This window comes from Microbacterium sp. cx-59, from assembly GCF_020805625.1.
Classification (GTDB): Bacteria; Actinomycetota; Actinomycetes; order Actinomycetales; family Microbacteriaceae; genus Microbacterium.
This window is the reverse complement of record NZ_JAJHGO010000011.1, coordinates 19,953-35,998: the sequence shown is the minus strand read 5'-3', so window position 1 is coordinate 35,998 and position 16,046 is coordinate 19,953. Positions and strand designations below refer to the sequence as shown.

Annotated in this window: 16 protein-coding genes and 1 tRNA gene; 8 read left to right on the top strand and 9 right to left on the bottom strand. The window is 71.2% G+C overall.

Translation table 11 applies throughout. The features are described 5' to 3' along the window. Positions 1-30: 30 nt before the first annotated feature. The 3 genes from LMI96_RS15140 to LMI96_RS15130 all read right to left on the bottom strand — a co-directional run bounded on the left by LMI96_RS15140 (position 31) and on the right by LMI96_RS15130 (position 2,730). Positions 31-1,044, bottom strand: a complete 1,014-nt coding sequence (locus LMI96_RS15140; RefSeq protein ID WP_228362086.1) for an SDR family oxidoreductase — start codon at positions 1,042-1,044, stop codon at positions 31-33. 201 nt (positions 1,045-1,245) lie between these two features. Next, positions 1,246-1,318, bottom strand: a tRNA-Arg gene (locus LMI96_RS15135). Positions 1,319-1,380: 62 nt separating this feature from the next. Then, entirely contained in the window at positions 1,381-2,730 is a 1,350-nt protein-coding gene (locus tag LMI96_RS15130) for a hypothetical protein (protein WP_228362085.1), read from the bottom strand. A 190-nt stretch (positions 2,731-2,920) separates the two neighbouring features. Here LMI96_RS15130 and LMI96_RS15125 point away from each other — a divergent pair, with 190 nt between their 5' ends. From LMI96_RS15125 to LMI96_RS15115, 3 genes are all read left to right on the top strand, one after another. Beyond that, complete coding sequence (locus tag LMI96_RS15125; RefSeq protein WP_228362084.1) at positions 2,921-3,421, top strand: SgcJ/EcaC family oxidoreductase; 501 nt, start codon at positions 2,921-2,923, stop codon at positions 3,419-3,421. A gap of 70 nt (positions 3,422-3,491) precedes the next feature. Beyond that, a complete protein-coding gene (locus LMI96_RS15120) occupies positions 3,492-4,184 on the top strand; it encodes a response regulator transcription factor (RefSeq protein ID WP_308015781.1) in 693 nt (230 codons plus the stop codon). Further along, positions 4,174-5,565 carry a HAMP domain-containing sensor histidine kinase gene (locus tag LMI96_RS15115; protein ID WP_228362082.1) on the top strand — a complete coding sequence of 464 codons (1,392 nt, stop codon included), beginning with the start codon at positions 4,174-4,176 and terminating at the stop codon, positions 5,563-5,565. The genes LMI96_RS15120 and LMI96_RS15115 overlap by 11 nt, the downstream gene beginning before the upstream one ends. Positions 5,566-5,600: 35 nt before the next feature. Here the strand turns inward: LMI96_RS15115 and LMI96_RS15110 are convergent, their stop codons facing one another. The 3 genes from LMI96_RS15110 to LMI96_RS15100 form a co-directional block, all read right to left on the bottom strand. Further along, on the bottom strand, positions 5,601-6,470 hold the full coding sequence (locus LMI96_RS15110; RefSeq protein WP_223723508.1) for a CPBP family intramembrane glutamic endopeptidase: 870 nt from the start codon (positions 6,468-6,470) through the stop codon (positions 5,601-5,603). A gap of 1 nt (position 6,471) precedes the next feature. Beyond that, complete coding sequence (gene trmB / locus LMI96_RS15105) at positions 6,472-7,134, bottom strand: tRNA (guanosine(46)-N7)-methyltransferase TrmB (RefSeq protein ID WP_223723566.1); 663 nt, start codon at positions 7,132-7,134, stop codon at positions 6,472-6,474. Between the two features lie 135 nt (positions 7,135-7,269). Then, positions 7,270-8,103 (bottom strand): DUF3097 family protein, encoded by an 834-nt coding sequence (locus tag LMI96_RS15100; protein ID WP_228362081.1) that lies wholly within the window; start codon positions 8,101-8,103, stop codon positions 7,270-7,272. A gap of 132 nt (positions 8,104-8,235) precedes the next feature. Here LMI96_RS15100 and LMI96_RS15095 point away from each other — a divergent pair, with 132 nt between their 5' ends. From LMI96_RS15095 to LMI96_RS15080, 4 genes are read left to right on the top strand one after another with little or no spacing between them, the layout of a single operon-like run. Next, positions 8,236-10,266 carry a TPM domain-containing protein gene (locus LMI96_RS15095; RefSeq protein ID WP_228362080.1) on the top strand — a complete coding sequence of 677 codons (2,031 nt, stop codon included), beginning with the start codon at positions 8,236-8,238 and terminating at the stop codon, positions 10,264-10,266. 52 nt (positions 10,267-10,318) lie between these two features. Further along, entirely contained in the window at positions 10,319-11,116 is a 798-nt protein-coding gene (locus tag LMI96_RS15090) for a PspA/IM30 family protein (protein ID WP_223723511.1), read from the top strand. 52 nt (positions 11,117-11,168) lie between these two features. Beyond that, positions 11,169-11,990, top strand: coding sequence for an arginase family protein (locus LMI96_RS15085; RefSeq protein ID WP_228362079.1), 822 nt, complete (start codon positions 11,169-11,171; stop codon positions 11,988-11,990). Continuing rightward, on the top strand, positions 11,987-12,451 hold the full coding sequence (locus LMI96_RS15080; protein WP_223723513.1) for a Fe-S oxidoreductase: 465 nt from the start codon (positions 11,987-11,989) through the stop codon (positions 12,449-12,451). The genes LMI96_RS15085 and LMI96_RS15080 overlap by 4 nt, the downstream gene beginning before the upstream one ends. A 717-nt stretch (positions 12,452-13,168) precedes the next feature. Here the strand turns inward: LMI96_RS15080 and LMI96_RS15075 are convergent. The 3 genes from LMI96_RS15075 to LMI96_RS15065 all read right to left on the bottom strand — a co-directional run bounded on the left by LMI96_RS15075 (position 13,169) and on the right by LMI96_RS15065 (position 14,940). Beyond that, positions 13,169-13,636: an SIP domain-containing protein gene (locus LMI96_RS15075; protein WP_228362078.1), complete on the bottom strand. Its 468-nt coding sequence runs from the start codon at positions 13,634-13,636 to the stop codon at positions 13,169-13,171. A 111-nt stretch (positions 13,637-13,747) separates the two neighbouring features. Then, a complete protein-coding gene (locus LMI96_RS15070) occupies positions 13,748-14,473 on the bottom strand; it encodes a tyrosine-protein phosphatase (protein WP_228362077.1) in 726 nt (241 codons plus the stop codon). Continuing rightward, positions 14,470-14,940, bottom strand: a complete 471-nt coding sequence (locus tag LMI96_RS15065) for a carboxymuconolactone decarboxylase family protein (RefSeq protein ID WP_223723516.1) — start codon at positions 14,938-14,940, stop codon at positions 14,470-14,472. The genes LMI96_RS15070 and LMI96_RS15065 overlap by 4 nt, the downstream gene beginning before the upstream one ends. Positions 14,941-15,024: 84 nt before the next feature. Here LMI96_RS15065 and LMI96_RS15060 point away from each other — a divergent pair, with 84 nt between their 5' ends. After that, complete coding sequence (locus tag LMI96_RS15060) at positions 15,025-16,041, top strand: alpha/beta fold hydrolase (protein ID WP_228362180.1); 1,017 nt, start codon at positions 15,025-15,027, stop codon at positions 16,039-16,041. Positions 16,042-16,046: the final 5 nt, after the last annotated feature.

Here is a 16,046-nt window from a genome sequence, read left to right as displayed (position 1 = left end):
AGGGGGCGGGTGTCGAAATCTGCGGATGCCTCAGCGGCGGGCCGCGAGAACCCGCCATCCGGTCGCCGCCCCGAGGGCGGCGGCCGCCGCTCCCGTGACGCTCAGGGCCCGGCGGTGGCGGATCGCCCACGTCTGCACGCTGCCGCCTCGCGCTTCGGCCGAGAAGACGCCGTGCGCGCCATGATCTCCGGGAACCGGCTCGTAGAGGTTCGGCGCCATCATGGGTTCGTGGTGATCGGGGGCCAGCTGACCCTCGTAGGCGTTCTTGGCGAGGTACCAGTCCATGAAGCGGCCGGCGAAGCGCGTGCCGAGCACGAGGCCGACGGTCGACTCGCCCACCCAGGTGCGCCGCCGCGGGGTATCGGCCACGTCCGCGATCGCGCGCGCACCGACCTCGGGCTGGTAGATCGGCGGGACGGGCTGCGGGTGGTCGGAGAACGTCGACTTGACCCACCCGAACTGCACGGTGTTCAGGGCCGGCATGTCGACGATCGAGACGGCGACGGGGACCTTGCCGTGCGTGAGTTCGGCGACAACCGAGTCGGTGAACCCGTGGATGGCGTGCTTCGCGCCGCAGTACGCCGACTGCAGGGGGATGCCGCGGTGCGCCAGGGCCGAACCGATCTGGATGACCTGCCCGCGCTGGCGGGGCACCATCCGGCGGAGCGCGGCGCGGGTGCCGTTGACGACGCCGAAGTACGTGACGGCTGTAGCCCGTTCGAAGTCGGCCCGATCGGTGTCGAGGAACTCCGAGATCGTGCCGGTCATCGCGTTGTTGACCCACAGGTCGATGGGCCCGAGTTCGCGCTCGATCTCTTCCGCGGCGGCCTCGACCGCCGTGGCGTCGGCCACGTCGACCGATACGCCGTAGCCGCGCTGGCCGATCTTCTCGATGTCGGCGACGGTTCCGTCGATGCCGTCCTGCCCGCGAGCGAGCACGGCGACGTTCCACCCCCGGCCGGCGAGTTCGCGTGCGGTGGCGCGGCCGAGGCCCGCCGTTCCGCCGGTGACGACCGCGACTCCGCGGGAGGATGTGGATGGCACGGCGAACCTCTTCCAATGGGGGCTGTGCCAGCCACCCTACGAACGCGGCCCATCTGCCATCGGCGCTTGCCAGACCGCTCCGCGCAGAGTAGGTCGGATGCGGTTCCTCACGCCCCGCGGAACGCCCGCGCGCCCCGCCTGTGCGCGCAAGCACGGGGCAGAATGCAGAAAATCCCAGGCATGACCTGGGATTTTCGCGTGTGCCCCCGACTGGAGTCGAACCAGCGACCTACGGTACCGGAAACCGGCGCTCTATCCACTGAGCTACGGAGGCGTACCGATCGAGATTAGCATCCGCGAGCGGCCGCCGAGCACGCGGGGCGGGTCGGGGCCGCGTTACGGATAGCCGACGGTCCAGAGGACGAGGGTCGCCAGGAGCTGGGATCCGATGGCGGTGCCGAGCGTCACCCGCCGCCAGGCCCGCGACGAGCTGAGCTTCTCGTGGCCGAGGAGCGGCGCCACCGGCAGGAGGAGCCGGAACAGGCTCTGCTGCGGCAGGAACACCGCGAAGAGGTACAGCCCGTAGCTCACGGTGTAGACGCCGATCACGAGCCCCAGGCGCCGGAACGGCTTCGACCAGACGAACAGGGCGAACGCGGCGATGACGGCCAGCACGATCAGGATGCCGAAGACCCCGAGGAAGTTCCAGGCGAACAGGAACCAGGGCGTCAGCGGAACGAATTGCACCGGCCCGAGGAACGGACGCCACCAGGACGTCTCGGTCAGCACGTATGCGTGCGGCAGATCGGTCGTGATCTCCACGATCCACGACCACGACAGGCCCGCGGCGGCGATCGAGACACCGGCGACGATCAGGCCGATGACCTGGCCGCGTGGGAACGGATCGATACGGTGGCGTGCCCAGCGCACGAGGAACACGATGCCGAGCGCCAGGGCGAGCACCAGCGCGCCCGGGCGGGTGTACGCGGCGAGCACCCCGACCGGGGCGATCCAGGCGTAACGGCGACGCACCGCGAGCCACAGTCCCAGGAAGAGCAGGAAGAGGAACAGCGACTCGGCGTAGGCCACCATGAAGATGAACGACAGCGGACCGAAGCTGAACAGGATGACCGCCCACCGCGCCTGGCTCGGCGCCGTCACGGCGCGAAGCAGCAGGAAGAGCATGATCGTGGCACCGGCGCTGAACAGGATGCCGAGCAGCACCCCGCTGAGCTGCCACCCCCACCCCGTCGCATCCGAGACCCACCGTTCGAGCACCGGGAAGATCGGCATGAACGCCCAGTCGTTCGGGAACACGGCGCCGGTCGTGTCGACCGGGAGCTCCGCCGGGTACCCGATCCGGGAGATCCGTCCGTAGCGATCCGCATCCCACGCGGTGAGGAACGACAGGAAGTCGCCCACGGGCAGCCCCTGCGCGCCGAAACTCCACGAGAACGCTTTCGAGAATCCGTACCAGATCGCGAGCATCGCGAGGCTCAGCACCCGACCGATCACCCAGATCCACGTCACGCCGACGAGATCGCGTCGAGTGACGGGGCGGACCCGGGGGTCGGGGCGGATCACATCGTCGAACCAGGTGACGACTCCCGCGCGCGCCCGGGACAGGGCGGCGGGGAGGCGGCCGGTGCGTGCGTCCGTCGTCGGGCGGGACGAGCCGGTGGCGGTCACGGGATCCTTTCCGCGCCAGCGGCGCTCACGAAGCGTGCGGATGCGGCGATCCGTCACTGGAGGATCATGCCATGCCCCGCCCCGCCGCCCGGTGAACGCGGCCCGCACGAGACGCACCGGAGGCGCGTGAACGGGATGCTGACCAACCCTTGACGTTCTCCTGACCGGGTGATGACGGTCGATTCACGAGGCTGGATTCACGCTCACCGTCGGCCGGAGAACCGGCCCTTACGCGAAGGAACGAATCATGCCTCGACGACACCGCTCCGCACTCCCCCTGCTCGCTCTGCCCGTCGCCGGAGTGTTCGCGTTGACGGGCTGCGCCGCCACCGCGGCGGAGGCCGCTCCCGCCGCGACGGCCGCGACGGCGCCGACCGACTCCGAGGTGCAGGCGCTGTTCGAGGAGTGGAACACCGCGCTCGCCACGGGAGACCCGGAACAGGTGAACGAGTATTACGCCGAGGATGCGGTGCTTCTGCCGACGGTGGCCCCCGGCATCCACGACACCCCCGAGGAACGCCTCGAGTACTTCGAGGGGTTCCTTCAGAACGAACCTTCCGGGGAGATCACCGAGGGTGTGGTTCGCGATCTCGGGGACGGATTCGTCTCCCACTCCGGCCTCTACACCTTCACGATGGGCGCGACCGGGGACGTCGTGCCGGCCCGGTTCACGTTCGTCTACCAGGAGGTCGACGGCGAGTGGTTGATCGTCGAACACCACTCGTCGAAAGAGCCGTCCGCGGAGTAGGCGCTCGTCGTCCCCTCTCCTCGATCCGCCCCGTCCGCCGCACGCCCAGAAGAGGGTGAGACCATCTGTCGTGCTTGTTCTGATCGTGGAAGACGATCCATCCATCGCCGACTCGCTTCGCGAGGGTCTCACGCGGTACGGCTACGAGGTCGAGTGGGTGATGACCGGGAGGGAGGCGCTCGCCGCCGCTCCTCCCGACCTCATCCTGCTCGACCTCGGGCTGCCCGATATGGACGGACTCGACGTGTGCCGCCAGCTTCGCGCCGTGTCGAACGTGCCCATCATCGTGATCACCGCACGGGGCGATGAGGTCGACACGGTCGCGGGACTCGAAGTAGGCGCCGACGACTACGTCGCCAAGCCGTTCGGCGTGCGCGAGATCGTGGCACGGATCCGTGCGGTGACCCGCCGCCACGCGGGCGATGCCCCGGCGATGGGCGGCACACGCGACGAGGTCGCACCCCCGCCCATCGACGTGGGCACCGTATCGATCGACGTCGCTGCGCGACGAGTGCGACGAGGCGACGGCGAGGTGGCACTCGCCCCCAAGGAGTTCGACCTCCTCGTCGCGCTCACCCGCCGCGCGGGTTCGGTGCTCACCCGCGAGTCACTCATCGACGAGGTATGGGACAGCCACTGGTTCGGCTCGACACGCACCCTTGACGTGCACGTGTCGGCGCTCCGCCAGAAGCTCGGACCGGACGTCGTGATCACGACCGTTCGGGGGGTCGGTTTCCGAGTGGAGCGCGCCGATGCGCCGTAGGCTCGTCACGTCGTACCTGGTGATCGTCACGATCGCCCTCATCGCGTTCACGTTGCCGGTCGGGCTGAATCTCAGTCAACTGCTGCGCGACGGCCAGCGCGAGGTCGCCCTGAGAGAAGCACGCACGATCGCGGTGCTCCTCGCGACGGCGACAGAAGCTGACGAGGCCACCGCGCGCGGCGCGCGACTGGCGCTGGTACAGCTCCGCGACGAGGTCGAAGACCAGACCGCCGGACGGGTCGAACTCATCGGCACCGACCGCGAACCCGCCCTCGGGCGCGCGGTCGTCGGCGCCCAGGACGTGGACTTCGACGCGGCCCTGGCAGGCGAGGAGAGCGTCCGATCCCTCGACGAATCCGTGCTGGGTGAGAAGGGGCTCCAGGTCACCGTTCCCGCCACAACCGACGAGGGCCGTGTCGACGGTGCCGTGCGGGTGACCGTACCGAGTGCGCCGGTGGATGCTCAGGTGCAGAGCATCTGGCTCTTCCGGCTCGGCGTGGGTTCGATCGTCCTCGTGCTGTCGGTGATCGTGAGCGCGGTTGTCGCGACGTCGATCCTGCGCCCGCTCCGGCTTCTGGACGCGATGGCCGGCCGCATCTCCGACGGCGACGTGAAGGTCCGCGCGAACCTCGACGAGATGGGTCCCCCGGAGATGCGACGCCTCGCCGACACCCTCAACGAAGCCGCCCGGCGGATCGACGTCCTCCTTTCCGCTCAGCAGGCGTTCACGGCGGACGCGTCGCACCAGCTGCGAACGCCGCTCACCGCGCTCCGCCTGGGACTTGAGAACCTGCACGATCGCCTGCACGATCCGGACGACAAGGCCGCCGTCGATCGCGCCCTGCGCGAATCCGGTCGCCTCAGTCGACTCGTCTCCGACTTGCTCGCGCTGGCGCGAAGCCAAGCACCGTCGGGCGCACCCGCCGCGATCGACGTCGGTGCGGTGCTCGGCGAGCGCGGTCGCTTCTGGGCGGAATCCGCCGAGGACGCGGGTGTCCGGATCGTCGTCGAGATGGCGTCCGCAGAGCGACACGTCCGCGCGACGACCGGCCATCTCGAGCAGGCGCTCGACAACCTCATCGACAACGCGCTCCGGGCAAGTCCCGCCGGCGGCATCGTGACCATCCGCGAGTCGACTCTGTCCTCGGGGGCGCTCATCGAGGTGATCGACCACGGGCCGGGGATGTCGGCGGAGGACCGGGCGCGGGCGTTCGATCGCTTCTGGAGCACGACGGTCGGGGGTTCCGGATTGGGGCTGGCGATCGCCCGCGAACTCGTGGAGCACGACGGCGGAGCAATCACCCTCGTCGACACACCGGGGGGCGGGCTGACAGCTCGGCTTCTGCTGACCCGTATCCTCACCGAGCACGTGCCCGGCTGATTCCCCCGCCGCAGCATCCGCCGGCGGACCGCACCTCAGACCAGGAACCAGCCGTCCAGCAGGCCCGGGTTGTGCGCGTGCACGAGCACCGCGAAGACGACCGCGTCGAACAGCAGGTGCACGGTCACGACATAGCCGAGCGACCGGGTGCGCAAGAACACGAAGCCTTGCAGCAATGCGAAGGGGATGGTGAGCACCGGACCCCACGCGCGGTAGCCGAGCTCCCAGAGGAAGGAGACGAAGACGATCGTCTGCAGAACGTTCGCGGCCGGCATCGGCAGGTGCCGACGCAGGAGGGCGAAGACCGTGCAGATGAAGAACAGTTCGTCCCAGATCCCGACCGCTCCCACCCCGACGAACAGCCGCGCGATGAGTTCGGGCGAGTCGACGACGGGCCAGTTCTGGTAGACGCCCGAGGTGATGAAGTAGAACGGCAGAATCGCCCATCCCAGCACCAGCACCGCCGCGAGCCACGCCCACTGGAAGCGCGTCCACGTCCCGCCTCCTCGCCAAGGGAAGCGGATGGCGCGATCGCGGTACACGAACCGCGAGATCGCATAGGGCACCACCACGGCGCCGCCGAGCGCGAGCGTGAATCGCAGCATCGCGACGTTGTCGAGCTCGGCCGCGAGCGGGATGGCGCTCACGATCAGCATCCCGGCCGCGATGAGCGACAGGTCGCGAAGAAGCGACGGCGCCCGAGGCCCGTCGGGCACGAGCGGGTTCTGCGGCCTGCGTCGATCCCACGCCCACGCGGTGAGCAGCCCCGCGGCGAGCAGCAGCCAGCCGAGCCAGGGGGTGAGCAGCACGAAGAACGCCGGAGCGGCGAGGCAGGTGAGGAGGGCGGGAACGACGGCGCCGACCCGGAGCTCTCGGACGGCGATCTGCTCGCGTTCGGCGATCACCTCAGGCCCCCGGCCGCACGTACGCGAGGTCTCGGATGGCGCGCCCGACACGTTCGCCCTTGCGCTCGAACGCCGTCCGCACTCGCCCCTCGAACCGGGGCGCCCAGTCCCCCTCGAAACCGCGGGTCAGATCGTCCGCCCGGTCGAGGACGTCGCGCATCTGCACCGCGTAGTCCTCCCAGTCCGTCGCGAGTCGCAGCGTTCCCCCGGGGCGCAGGACGCGCGCGGCCAGCGGGGCGAACTCCGGCTGCACGAGGCGCCGCTTGGTGTGCTTGTTCTTGTGCCACGGGTCGGGGAAGAAGATCCACAGCTCATCGACGGATGCCGCCGGCAGCAGGTGTGCGAGCACCTCGGGCGCGTTCGCCTCGACCAGGCGCAGGTTCCGCACGTCCGCGCGCTCGGCGTCGAGCATCGTGCGGGCAAGACCGGCGCGGAACACCTCGACCGCGAGGAAGTCCGCATCCGGTCGCGTGGTCGCGGCGTGCATGATCGCGTGCCCCTGACCCGATCCGATCTCCACGATGAGCGGCGCCCGGCGCCCCCACACCGCCTCCGGATCGATCTCGGCCCCGGGCGCGATGCTCGTCACCGCCTCCCCGCGCACAACGTCGAGCACGAGGGCGGGCGCGAGCTCGCTCCACGCGCGATCCTGCGCTTCGGTCATCCGTCCGCTCCGCCGAACGAAGGAGACGGGACGGTCGCGGAAGGAGCCGGATGCGGGGTCGGTCACCCTCCGAGCGTAATCAGCGCGCGGGCTGCGCGTGATCACGCGGCCCCCGAACGCCCTTTCGGCGCCCGCTCAGGCCGTGACGAAGTCGATGAGTTCCTCGACGCGTCCGAGCAGCGCGGGCTCCAGGTCACGGTAGGAGTGCACCGACGCGAGGATCCGCTGCCAGGCCCGGGCGAAGTCCGCCTGGTCTCGCGCCGGCCAGCCGAGCGCGCGGCAGACGCCGGTCTTCCAGTCGGTGCCGCGGGGCACCTCGGGCCACGCCCGGATGCCGACCGCCTGCGGAGTCACGCACTGCCACACGTCGATGTACGGGTGGCCGACGATCCGCACGTGCGCGCCGTGCCGGCCGCGCTCCACCGCCTGCGCGATGCGGGCCTCCTTCGACCCCGTCACCAGGTGGTCGACCAGTACCCCGTACCGGCGCTCGGCGTTCGGCGGCTCCGCATCCAGTAGGTCCGAGAGCAGATCGACGCCCTGCAGATACTCCACCACCACGCCTTCGACCCGCAGGTCGTCGCCCCACACCTTCTCCACGAGTTCGGCGTCATGCCGCCCCTCGACCAGGATCCGGCTCGGTCGCGCGACGCGGGCGCGCGCATCGGCGACGGCGAAGGATCCGGATGCGGTCCGCTTCGGGGCGCCAGCGGCGGCGGGCGGCGCCGCCACGAGCACGACAGGGGCGCCGTCGACGAGGAAACCAGGCCCGAGCGGGAACATCCGTCGGCGCCCGTGCCGGTCTTCGAGCTCCACCAGCCCGCCCGTCACCGACATCACCGCGCCGCAGTAGCCGTCCTCCGCCACCTCGACCAGGAGATCGCGCGAGGCCGGGATCCGCGCGAGCTCGCGCTGGTGCTTCGCGCGCCATCCCGCGGCGAGAACATCGTGTCCGTATCGGTCGTCCATCGGGGGGTCAGCGTACCCACGCGAAGCGCCCGAGGACGGCAGCGACCCGCGTGCGTGCCATCCCGGGCAGAACACAAGATCCACTGCATAGACTTCACGCGGGGGCGCGTTCGTGCCCGGAGGAGGCAACGGATGCGCGCGCGCGGGAGTCTCGCCCTGGCCGCCGTCTGCGCGGTGGTCCTCCTCGGTGCGGCGCCCGCATCCGCCGCCGATCCGGTCACGCTCGAATCGGGCTACGTCCTCGACGAAGCCGCCGTGCTCGGCTCGGACGAGATCGACGCCGCCGAGGTGCGCCTCGACCAGCTCGCCGACGACACGGGCCTGGACCTCTGGGTCGTCTTCGTCGACCGGTTCAGCAATCCCGCAGATGCGGAGGGCTGGGCGAACGCCGCGGCCCAGCAGAACGGTCTCGGGACCAACCAGTATCTGCTGGCGATCGCGGTCGACGCGGGTCAGTACTACCTCTCCGGCGACGCCGCCGGCCCCCTCGACGAGAACCAACTGTCGACCATCGAGCAGCAGAACGTGCTGCCGGAGCTGCGTGACCAAGACTGGAACGGCGCGATCGCCGCCGCCGCCGACGGCATCACGGATGCGGCCACCGGCGGCTCGGGTGCCGGTGACGGATCCTCCGGGGTCGATGCGGGAGTCGTGATCGCGGTCATCGCCGGTGTCGCAATCGTGGCCGTGGTCATCTTCTTCGTGGTGCGCAGCCGCCGTCGCCGGCCGGGCTCGGCGGGTGCGACTTCGGGTTCGGGTTCGGCCTCGGGTTCGGCTCCGGCCGAGAGCACCGCCGACCTCGCCCGACGCGCGTCCGCAGCGCTCGTCGAAACCGACGACGCGATCCGCACCGGTGAGCAAGAGCTCGGCTTCGCGACCGCCGAGTTCCCCGCATCCGCCACCGCCGATTTCACGGCGGCCCTCAGCGCCTCCCGCGCCGAGCTCGACCGCGCGTTCTCTCTGCGCCAGAAGCTCGATGACGAGGTCGCCGACTCCGACGAACAGGTGCGGGCGTGGCACTCCGAGGTGCTCGCGCTCTGCGCGCAGGCGACCGGCCGGCTCGAAGAGCAGTCCGAACGGTTCGCCGCGCTTCGCCGGCTCGGCGCCGACGCGCCCGCCGCGATCGAGCGACTCGGCGCGCTCCGCACGGCCGCCGGCGACGCCCTTCCCGCGGCGGCCGACCGGTTGGCGCGGCTCGAGGCGACCTATGCCGGGTCGGCGCTCGTCACCGTCGCCGACAACGTCGCACAGGCGCAGCACCGGCTCGGCTTCGCCGACGAACAGCTCACCGCGGCCCGTGCGGCCCTCGCTACGGGCGACACCGGATCCGCGGCACTCGCGCTGCGCGCCACGGAAGACGCGCTGTCGCAGGCGCAGGGTCTCGCGCAGGCCGTGCGGACGCTCGACGAACAGCTCACCGCAGCGGCGGCGCAGGTGCCCGTCCTCCGCGCCGAGATCGAGCGGGAGATCGCCGCATCCGCCGCGCTGCCCGACCCGGACGGGCGCCTCGCGGCGGCCGTTGCCGGGGCGCGCGCGGAGACCGACGCCGACCGCGCCGCGAGCGACCCCGTCGCGGCGCTGCAGCGCCTGCAGACGGCCGACGCCGAACTGGACGCGCTGCTTGCCGCCGCGCAAGACTCCGCCGCCCGCACCGAACGCGCCCGGCAGCTGCTCGGACCTGCCCTGACCCAGGCGCAGGCGCAGATCTCGGCCGCGGAGGACTTCATCGCGGCGCGGCGCGGCGCCGTCGGCGCGACCGCCCGCACGCGGCTCGCCGAGGCGGGAGCGAGCTTCGCCCAGGCACGGCAGGAGCAGTCGGCGGATGCCGAGCGCGCCCTGCAATCGGCGCAGCGGGCCAGCCAGCTCGCAGCATCCGCCATCGACTCGGCCCGCGGCGACGTCGACGGTTTCGCCCCGACCGGAGGCGGCTCGGACATGGGCGCCATGCTGGGCGGCCTGCTCGTCGGCTCGATCCTCGGCGGGGGCCGCCGCAGCAGCGGGTTCGGCGGCGGATTCGGCGGGGGCGGATTCGGCGGTGGGTCACTCGGCGGCGGATCGCTCGGCGGCGGGTCGCGGAGCGGATTCGGCGGCGGGCGCTCACGCAGCGGCGGCGGAAGTTTCGGCGGGGGCGGCCGCTCCCGCCGCGGTGGCGGCAGATTCTGATCCGGACCGGCACCCGCCGCATCCGGAATCGACCTCAAGGAAAGGAAACACGATGGCCAAGCAGTCCATCTTCGGACGCATCTCGACCCTCGTCCGGGCGAACGTCAACGCGATGATCGATTCTGCGGAAGACCCGCAGAAGATGCTCGACCAGCTCGTGCGCGACTACAGCAACAACATCGCCGACGCCGAGTCGGCGATCGCCGAAACGATCGGCAACCTGCGCCTCCTCGAGCGCGACCACCAGGAAGACGTCCAGGCGGCAGCCGAGTGGGGCAGCAAGGCGCTCGCGGCGAGCCGCCGCGCCGACGAGATGCGGAACGCCGGCAACGGGGCGGATGCCGACAAGTTCGACAACCTCGCCAAGATCGCTCTGCAGCGCCAGATCTCCGAGGAGAGCCAGGCCAAGGCCGCCGCACCTCAGATCGCTGCGCAGACCGAGGTCGTCGACAAGCTCAAGGACGGCCTCAACGGCATGAAGACGAAGCTCGAGCAGCTGCGCACCAAGCGCAGCGAACTGCTCGCGCGGGCCAAGGTCGCCGAGGCGCAGAACAAGGTGCACGACGCGATCAAGAGCGTCAACGTGCTCGACCCGACGAGCGACATCGGCCGGTTCGAAGACAAGATCCGCCGCCAGGAGGCGCTCGCGCAGGGCAAGGCGGAGCTCGCCGCCTCGAGCCTCGACGCCCAGTTCGAGAGCCTCGACGACATCGGTGAACTGACCGAGGTCGAGGCCCGGCTCGCCGCGCTCAAGGCCGGCGGGTCGACGCAGGGCGCTCTCGGCGCCGGCGCCGAACCGCAGGCCGCGCCGCAGCAGCAGATCTCGCAGCAGCTGCCGCACCAGCAGTGATCTCCGACGGGGCCGCGTTCGCGCGGCCCCGTCGCTCCCCCGAGGAGTCCCCGTGACCCGTTTTCTCATCGTTCCGCAGTGGCAGGGCTCTCCCTCCGCGCGGGCCATGAATCTCATCGACGGCGCCGACGCCATCGCCGGAGACCTGCCGCGCAGTGCGTGCGAGCGCGTCCCCGTGCCGCTGGAAGCGGGCGACGAGCTCGGCACGGGCGTGCACCGTTACAGCGCACTCCGCCAGGTGCGGTTGGCGCTGGATGCGGCGTTCGCCCCGCTCACGGAACGCGCGTTGACGATCGGCGGTGACTGCAGCGTGGCCGTCGCGGGCGTCGGGCACTCTGCCGCGGACCACGGTCGGGTGGCCGTCGTCTGGGCCGACGCTCACCCCGATCTGCATTCCCCCGAAACCTCGACCTCGCAAGCGTTCGGGGGCATGGCTCTCCGCGCCGTCCTGGGTGACGGCGCTCCCGAACTGACTCTCCCGTCCGGCACCGTGCGGCCGAGCGATGTTATCCTCGTCGGTGCCCGCGCCCTCGATGACGCCGAGGTCGACTACATCGCGGCGCACGGCATCCGGATCATCGATTCCGAGGCGCTCCGCGATCCCGCCGCGCTGGCGACTGCTGTGGCCGAACTCGGCGTCGACGCGGTCCACGTGCACGTGGACGTGGATGTGCTCGACCCCGCCGAGATGCCCGGGGTCAAGGCGTCCGAACCGTTCGGTGCGGGGCTTGCCGACCTGATCGCCGCGATCAAGGAACTGCGCGCGGCGACCCCGCTGGCCGGCGCGTCGCTGGCCGGCTTCGCGCCGGCTTCGGCGGCGAGCGCGCCGGATGACATGGGAACCCTGCTGCGACTGATCGGAGCCCTCGCATGAACGCTCGTCCCGCACCGGCCGGATGGCGCGAGCGCGCCGCAGCGGCCGTCGAACGCGGCCGTAGGATCGACCGCTTCATCCCCGCGGCGCTCCTCGACTCCCCGATCAGCCGCGCCGGTTACCTCTACGGCTGCGCCGTCGGGTGGGTCTGGGGAACCATCTGGAGCCGCGGACGCATCGAACGGCACGGATCGCTCTTCGTCTTCCGCGGCCTCCCCGAGTGGGCGTTCCCCCGCGGGGGCGTCTGCGTCGGGCACTGCTTCCTGACCGGTGACGCGCCGGTCGACGACCGGCTCCTCGCCCACGAGAGCACGCACGAACGGCAGTGGCGGCGGTACGGCTTCCTCATGCCGGTGCTGTACCGGTTCGCCGGGCGCGATCCGCTGCGCAACAGGTTCGAGATCGAAGCCGGGCTCGAGGACGGCAACTACCTCCCCCGCACCCGCCGCCCCGCGGCCTGACCCCTCCGCCGCCCGGCGTCCCCGCCGCTCGGCGTCCCCGCCGCTCGGCGTCCCCTCGGCCTGACTCCCCCGCCGCATCCGGCGCCCTGCGCCCGCCGCCCGTCCGGATGCCCTGCGTGCGACGCCCGGCATCCGGCGGTCCGGGATCCGGCCGGCGTACGACGCTGGACGCCCGGCGGTCCGGCATCCGCCGGCATTCCTCGCTCACATGGCGCAATCCGCCGGGCCCGGCGACCGATCGCGACACGTGAGCCCGCGAGGGCCTCGCTCACGTGGCGCAATGCGCGTGGGCCGGCGGCAGATCGCGACACGTGAGCCAGCGAGGCGCTCACGCCACCCGGGCACCCCACCTCACTCGGGCACCCCACCTCGCTCACGTGGCGCAATCCGCCGCCCCACGCGACCAATCGCGACACCTGAGCCCGCACGGGCCTCGCTCACGTGGCGCAATCCGCGTAGGCGGGCGGCAGATCGCGACACGTGAGCCAGCGAGGCGCTCACGCCACCCGGGCACCCCACCTCACTCGGGAACCCCACGCCACCCGAGCACCCCACCTCGCTCACATGGCGCAATCCGCCGCCCCACGCGACCAATCGCGACACCTGAGCCCGCACGGGCCTCGCTCACGTGGCGCAATGCGCGTGGGCGGGCGGCAGATCGCGACACGCGAACGCGAACGCGCGCGAACGTGCACGGCGTGGCAGCGCGGGCGGAGCTCAGCGGTGGATGACGGCCGCGAAGCGCTCGGGGGTGCGGATGCGGTCGGCAGGGATGCCGTGGGCCTCGGTGAGGTGGTCGACGATATCGGCCGTGCCGAGGTATCCCCCGAGCAGAGTCACCGAGGTGCCGCACGCCTCTTCGGTGCACAGCATCTCGTCGGCCCACGCGATGACCGCACGGCTGAGCGCACTGCCGGGGGCGCACGCGCGCCCGGTGCCCGGAGCGCCACTGCGCTGCGAGCGGGCAAGCCAGGTGATCGTCATGCGCGCCGGAACCGTGATGTCGACGATGTCGCTCTCGTCCGGAACCTCGACGAACACGCGGCCGGTCGAGCAGAGCGGCAACGTCGTCAGGAGCATCTCCAGGTCGGAGAGCGACGACTCGTCGGCCGTCACCAGATGCTGCGCACGCACGTGCTTGGATGCACGGCAGGCGCTGGCGCTGTGGGTGAGGTTCTCGGACATGACTCGTTCATCCTACCCCTCTGAAGGCAAGGCTCGCCTAACTCGGTCACGATCTCCCGACGACGCTCGGCGACGAGCGACCCACCCGGCGCGAGCGACCCAGCGAGCGACTCAGCGGGGAGCGATCAGGATGCGGCGCAGCTCGGCGAGTTCGTCATCCGAGACACCGGCGGCACGAAGGTAATCCGCCGGATCGCCGTGCGAGCCGCGCAGCCGCTCGAGCAGACCCCGCATGGCGGGTTCGGGTGATCCGGTGACGAGTTCTTCCAGGTGGACCGCATCCGGATGCGCCCGGCGCAGCCACGAGACGATCCGCCTCGCGCGTTCCGGGTCGAGGTTCGCCGCCGTGCGTGCGTAGTCAGCCACCACGGCGTCCTCCTCGACGCCCGCGGCCGACAGGATGAGCGCGACCGACACCCCCGTGCGGTCCTTACCCGCCGTGCAGTGCACCAGCACCGGCTGCGTTTCGATCACCGCACGCACGACCTCCACCAGGCGCGGCGCGCTCTCGTCGACGATATGCGCGTAGAGCTCGTCGAGGCTCATGTCGTTCTCGAAGAAGGAGGCGACCGAGCCCAGCACGAGCGGCACGCGCACCGTGTCGGCCACCGCGAGGTCACCGAGCGTCGGCTCGAGCGCCACCTCGTCGTCATCGCGCAGGTCGACGATCCGGCGCAGGCCGATCCCCGCGATCTGCGTGCGAGCCGGCTCGTCGATCCGCGCGAGCGATCCGGAGCGGAACAGCACCCCGGAGCGCGTCGTGCCGGTCGCCGCGGGCAGTCCCCCGACGTCGCGGAAGTTGACGGCGCCCGCCAGCGCCGGCGTCAGCGTACTCACGATGCCGAGCGCGGCGGAACCGGGTACCGGCCCGCGATGGCGACGCGGTTGAACGCGTTGATCGACACGAGGATCCAGCTGAGGGCCACGTACTCGGGTTCGGTCAGGATGGCGCCGACCCGGTCGTAGACGTCATCTGCGACGCCACCCTCATCGATGAAGGTGATGGCCTCGGCGAGCTCCAGACCGGCGCGCTCGCGCTCGGAGAAGACGCCCGATTCGCGCCAGGTCGGGATCTGCGCGATGACATCGGCGTCGAGCCCCGCGGTGAGACCGCGATCGACGTGCACCCGCACGCAGAAGGCGCATCCGTTCAGTTGCGAGGCGTGCAACTGAACGAGTTCTTTCAGGCGATCGTCGATGCCGCCGTCGGTCGCGACCTGTCCGACCGACTTCGCGAACGCCTCCAGCGCGCGGTAGGCGGACGGGGCGGACTTGGCGAGATGGACCCGGCGCTCTTCGCTCATAACGCCAGGGTAACCGCGTGTGACACCGAACGGACGGGTGGTCGGAACGGCGCGTAGCATTCTGCCGTGACCGACGACGCCGCGATTTCGACAGCCCTCCCCGATGACACCGCGGAGCGGGGTGCGGACTCCTTCGACGAGTTCTCGTTCCTGCCGGTGCAGGCCGCCGAGATCGGTCGCGTCGAGCCGCCCCCAAGGGTTCGGCGCGTTCGCCTGGGCCTGCCCGACGGGCGCACTCTGTCGGCGCTCCGCTATGGCGACAGTCCGCCGGTCGCGACGTTCCTCCATGGCGCGGGCCTGAACGCGCACACCTGGGACACGACGGTTCTCGCGCTCGGCCTTCCCGCGCTCGCGATCGATCTCGCCGGGCACGGCGACTCCTCGTGGCGGGATGACCTCGACTACTCCCCTGCCACGCTCGCACAGGACGTCGTGGCCGCCGTCGACGCGTGGACCGACCGACCGCAACTGCTCGTCGGCCACTCGCTCGGCGGACTCACGGCCGCGGCGGTCACCGCCGCGCGTGCGGACCTCGTCGACCGGCTCGTGATCGTCGACATCACCCCCGGCGTGAATCCGGATGCGGGCCCCCGCCAGGTGCGCGAGTTCTTCGCCGGCCCCACCGACTGGGCGTCCCGGGACGAGTTGGTGGACCGCGCGCTCGCCTTCGGTCTCGGCGGCAGCCGCGACGCGGCGGCGCGCGGTGTGTACCTGAACTCTCGCGTCCGCGCCGACGGACGGGTGGAGTGGAAGCACCACTTCGCGCACCTCGCTGCGGCGGCGGCCGCCGCATCCGCCTCTTCCGTTCCGACGCCGGGTGCCGGCGACCCGGTGCGGAACGTGCTCTCGCACTCCGGTTGGGACGATCTGGCCGCCGTCCACTCCCCTGTGCTGCTGATCCGCGGCGCCGAGGGATACGTCACGGAGGCGGATGCCGAAGAGTTCGGCGACCGTCATCCGACCGCCGCGATCGTCGTCGTCGACTCGCACCACAACGTGCACGAGGAGATCCCGGTCCGCCTCGCCGAACTGCTGCGGGACGAGGCCGCGCTCCTCTCCTCTTCCGGTGCGCCGACGCCGGAAGAGGTCGCCCGACCCTAACGGCT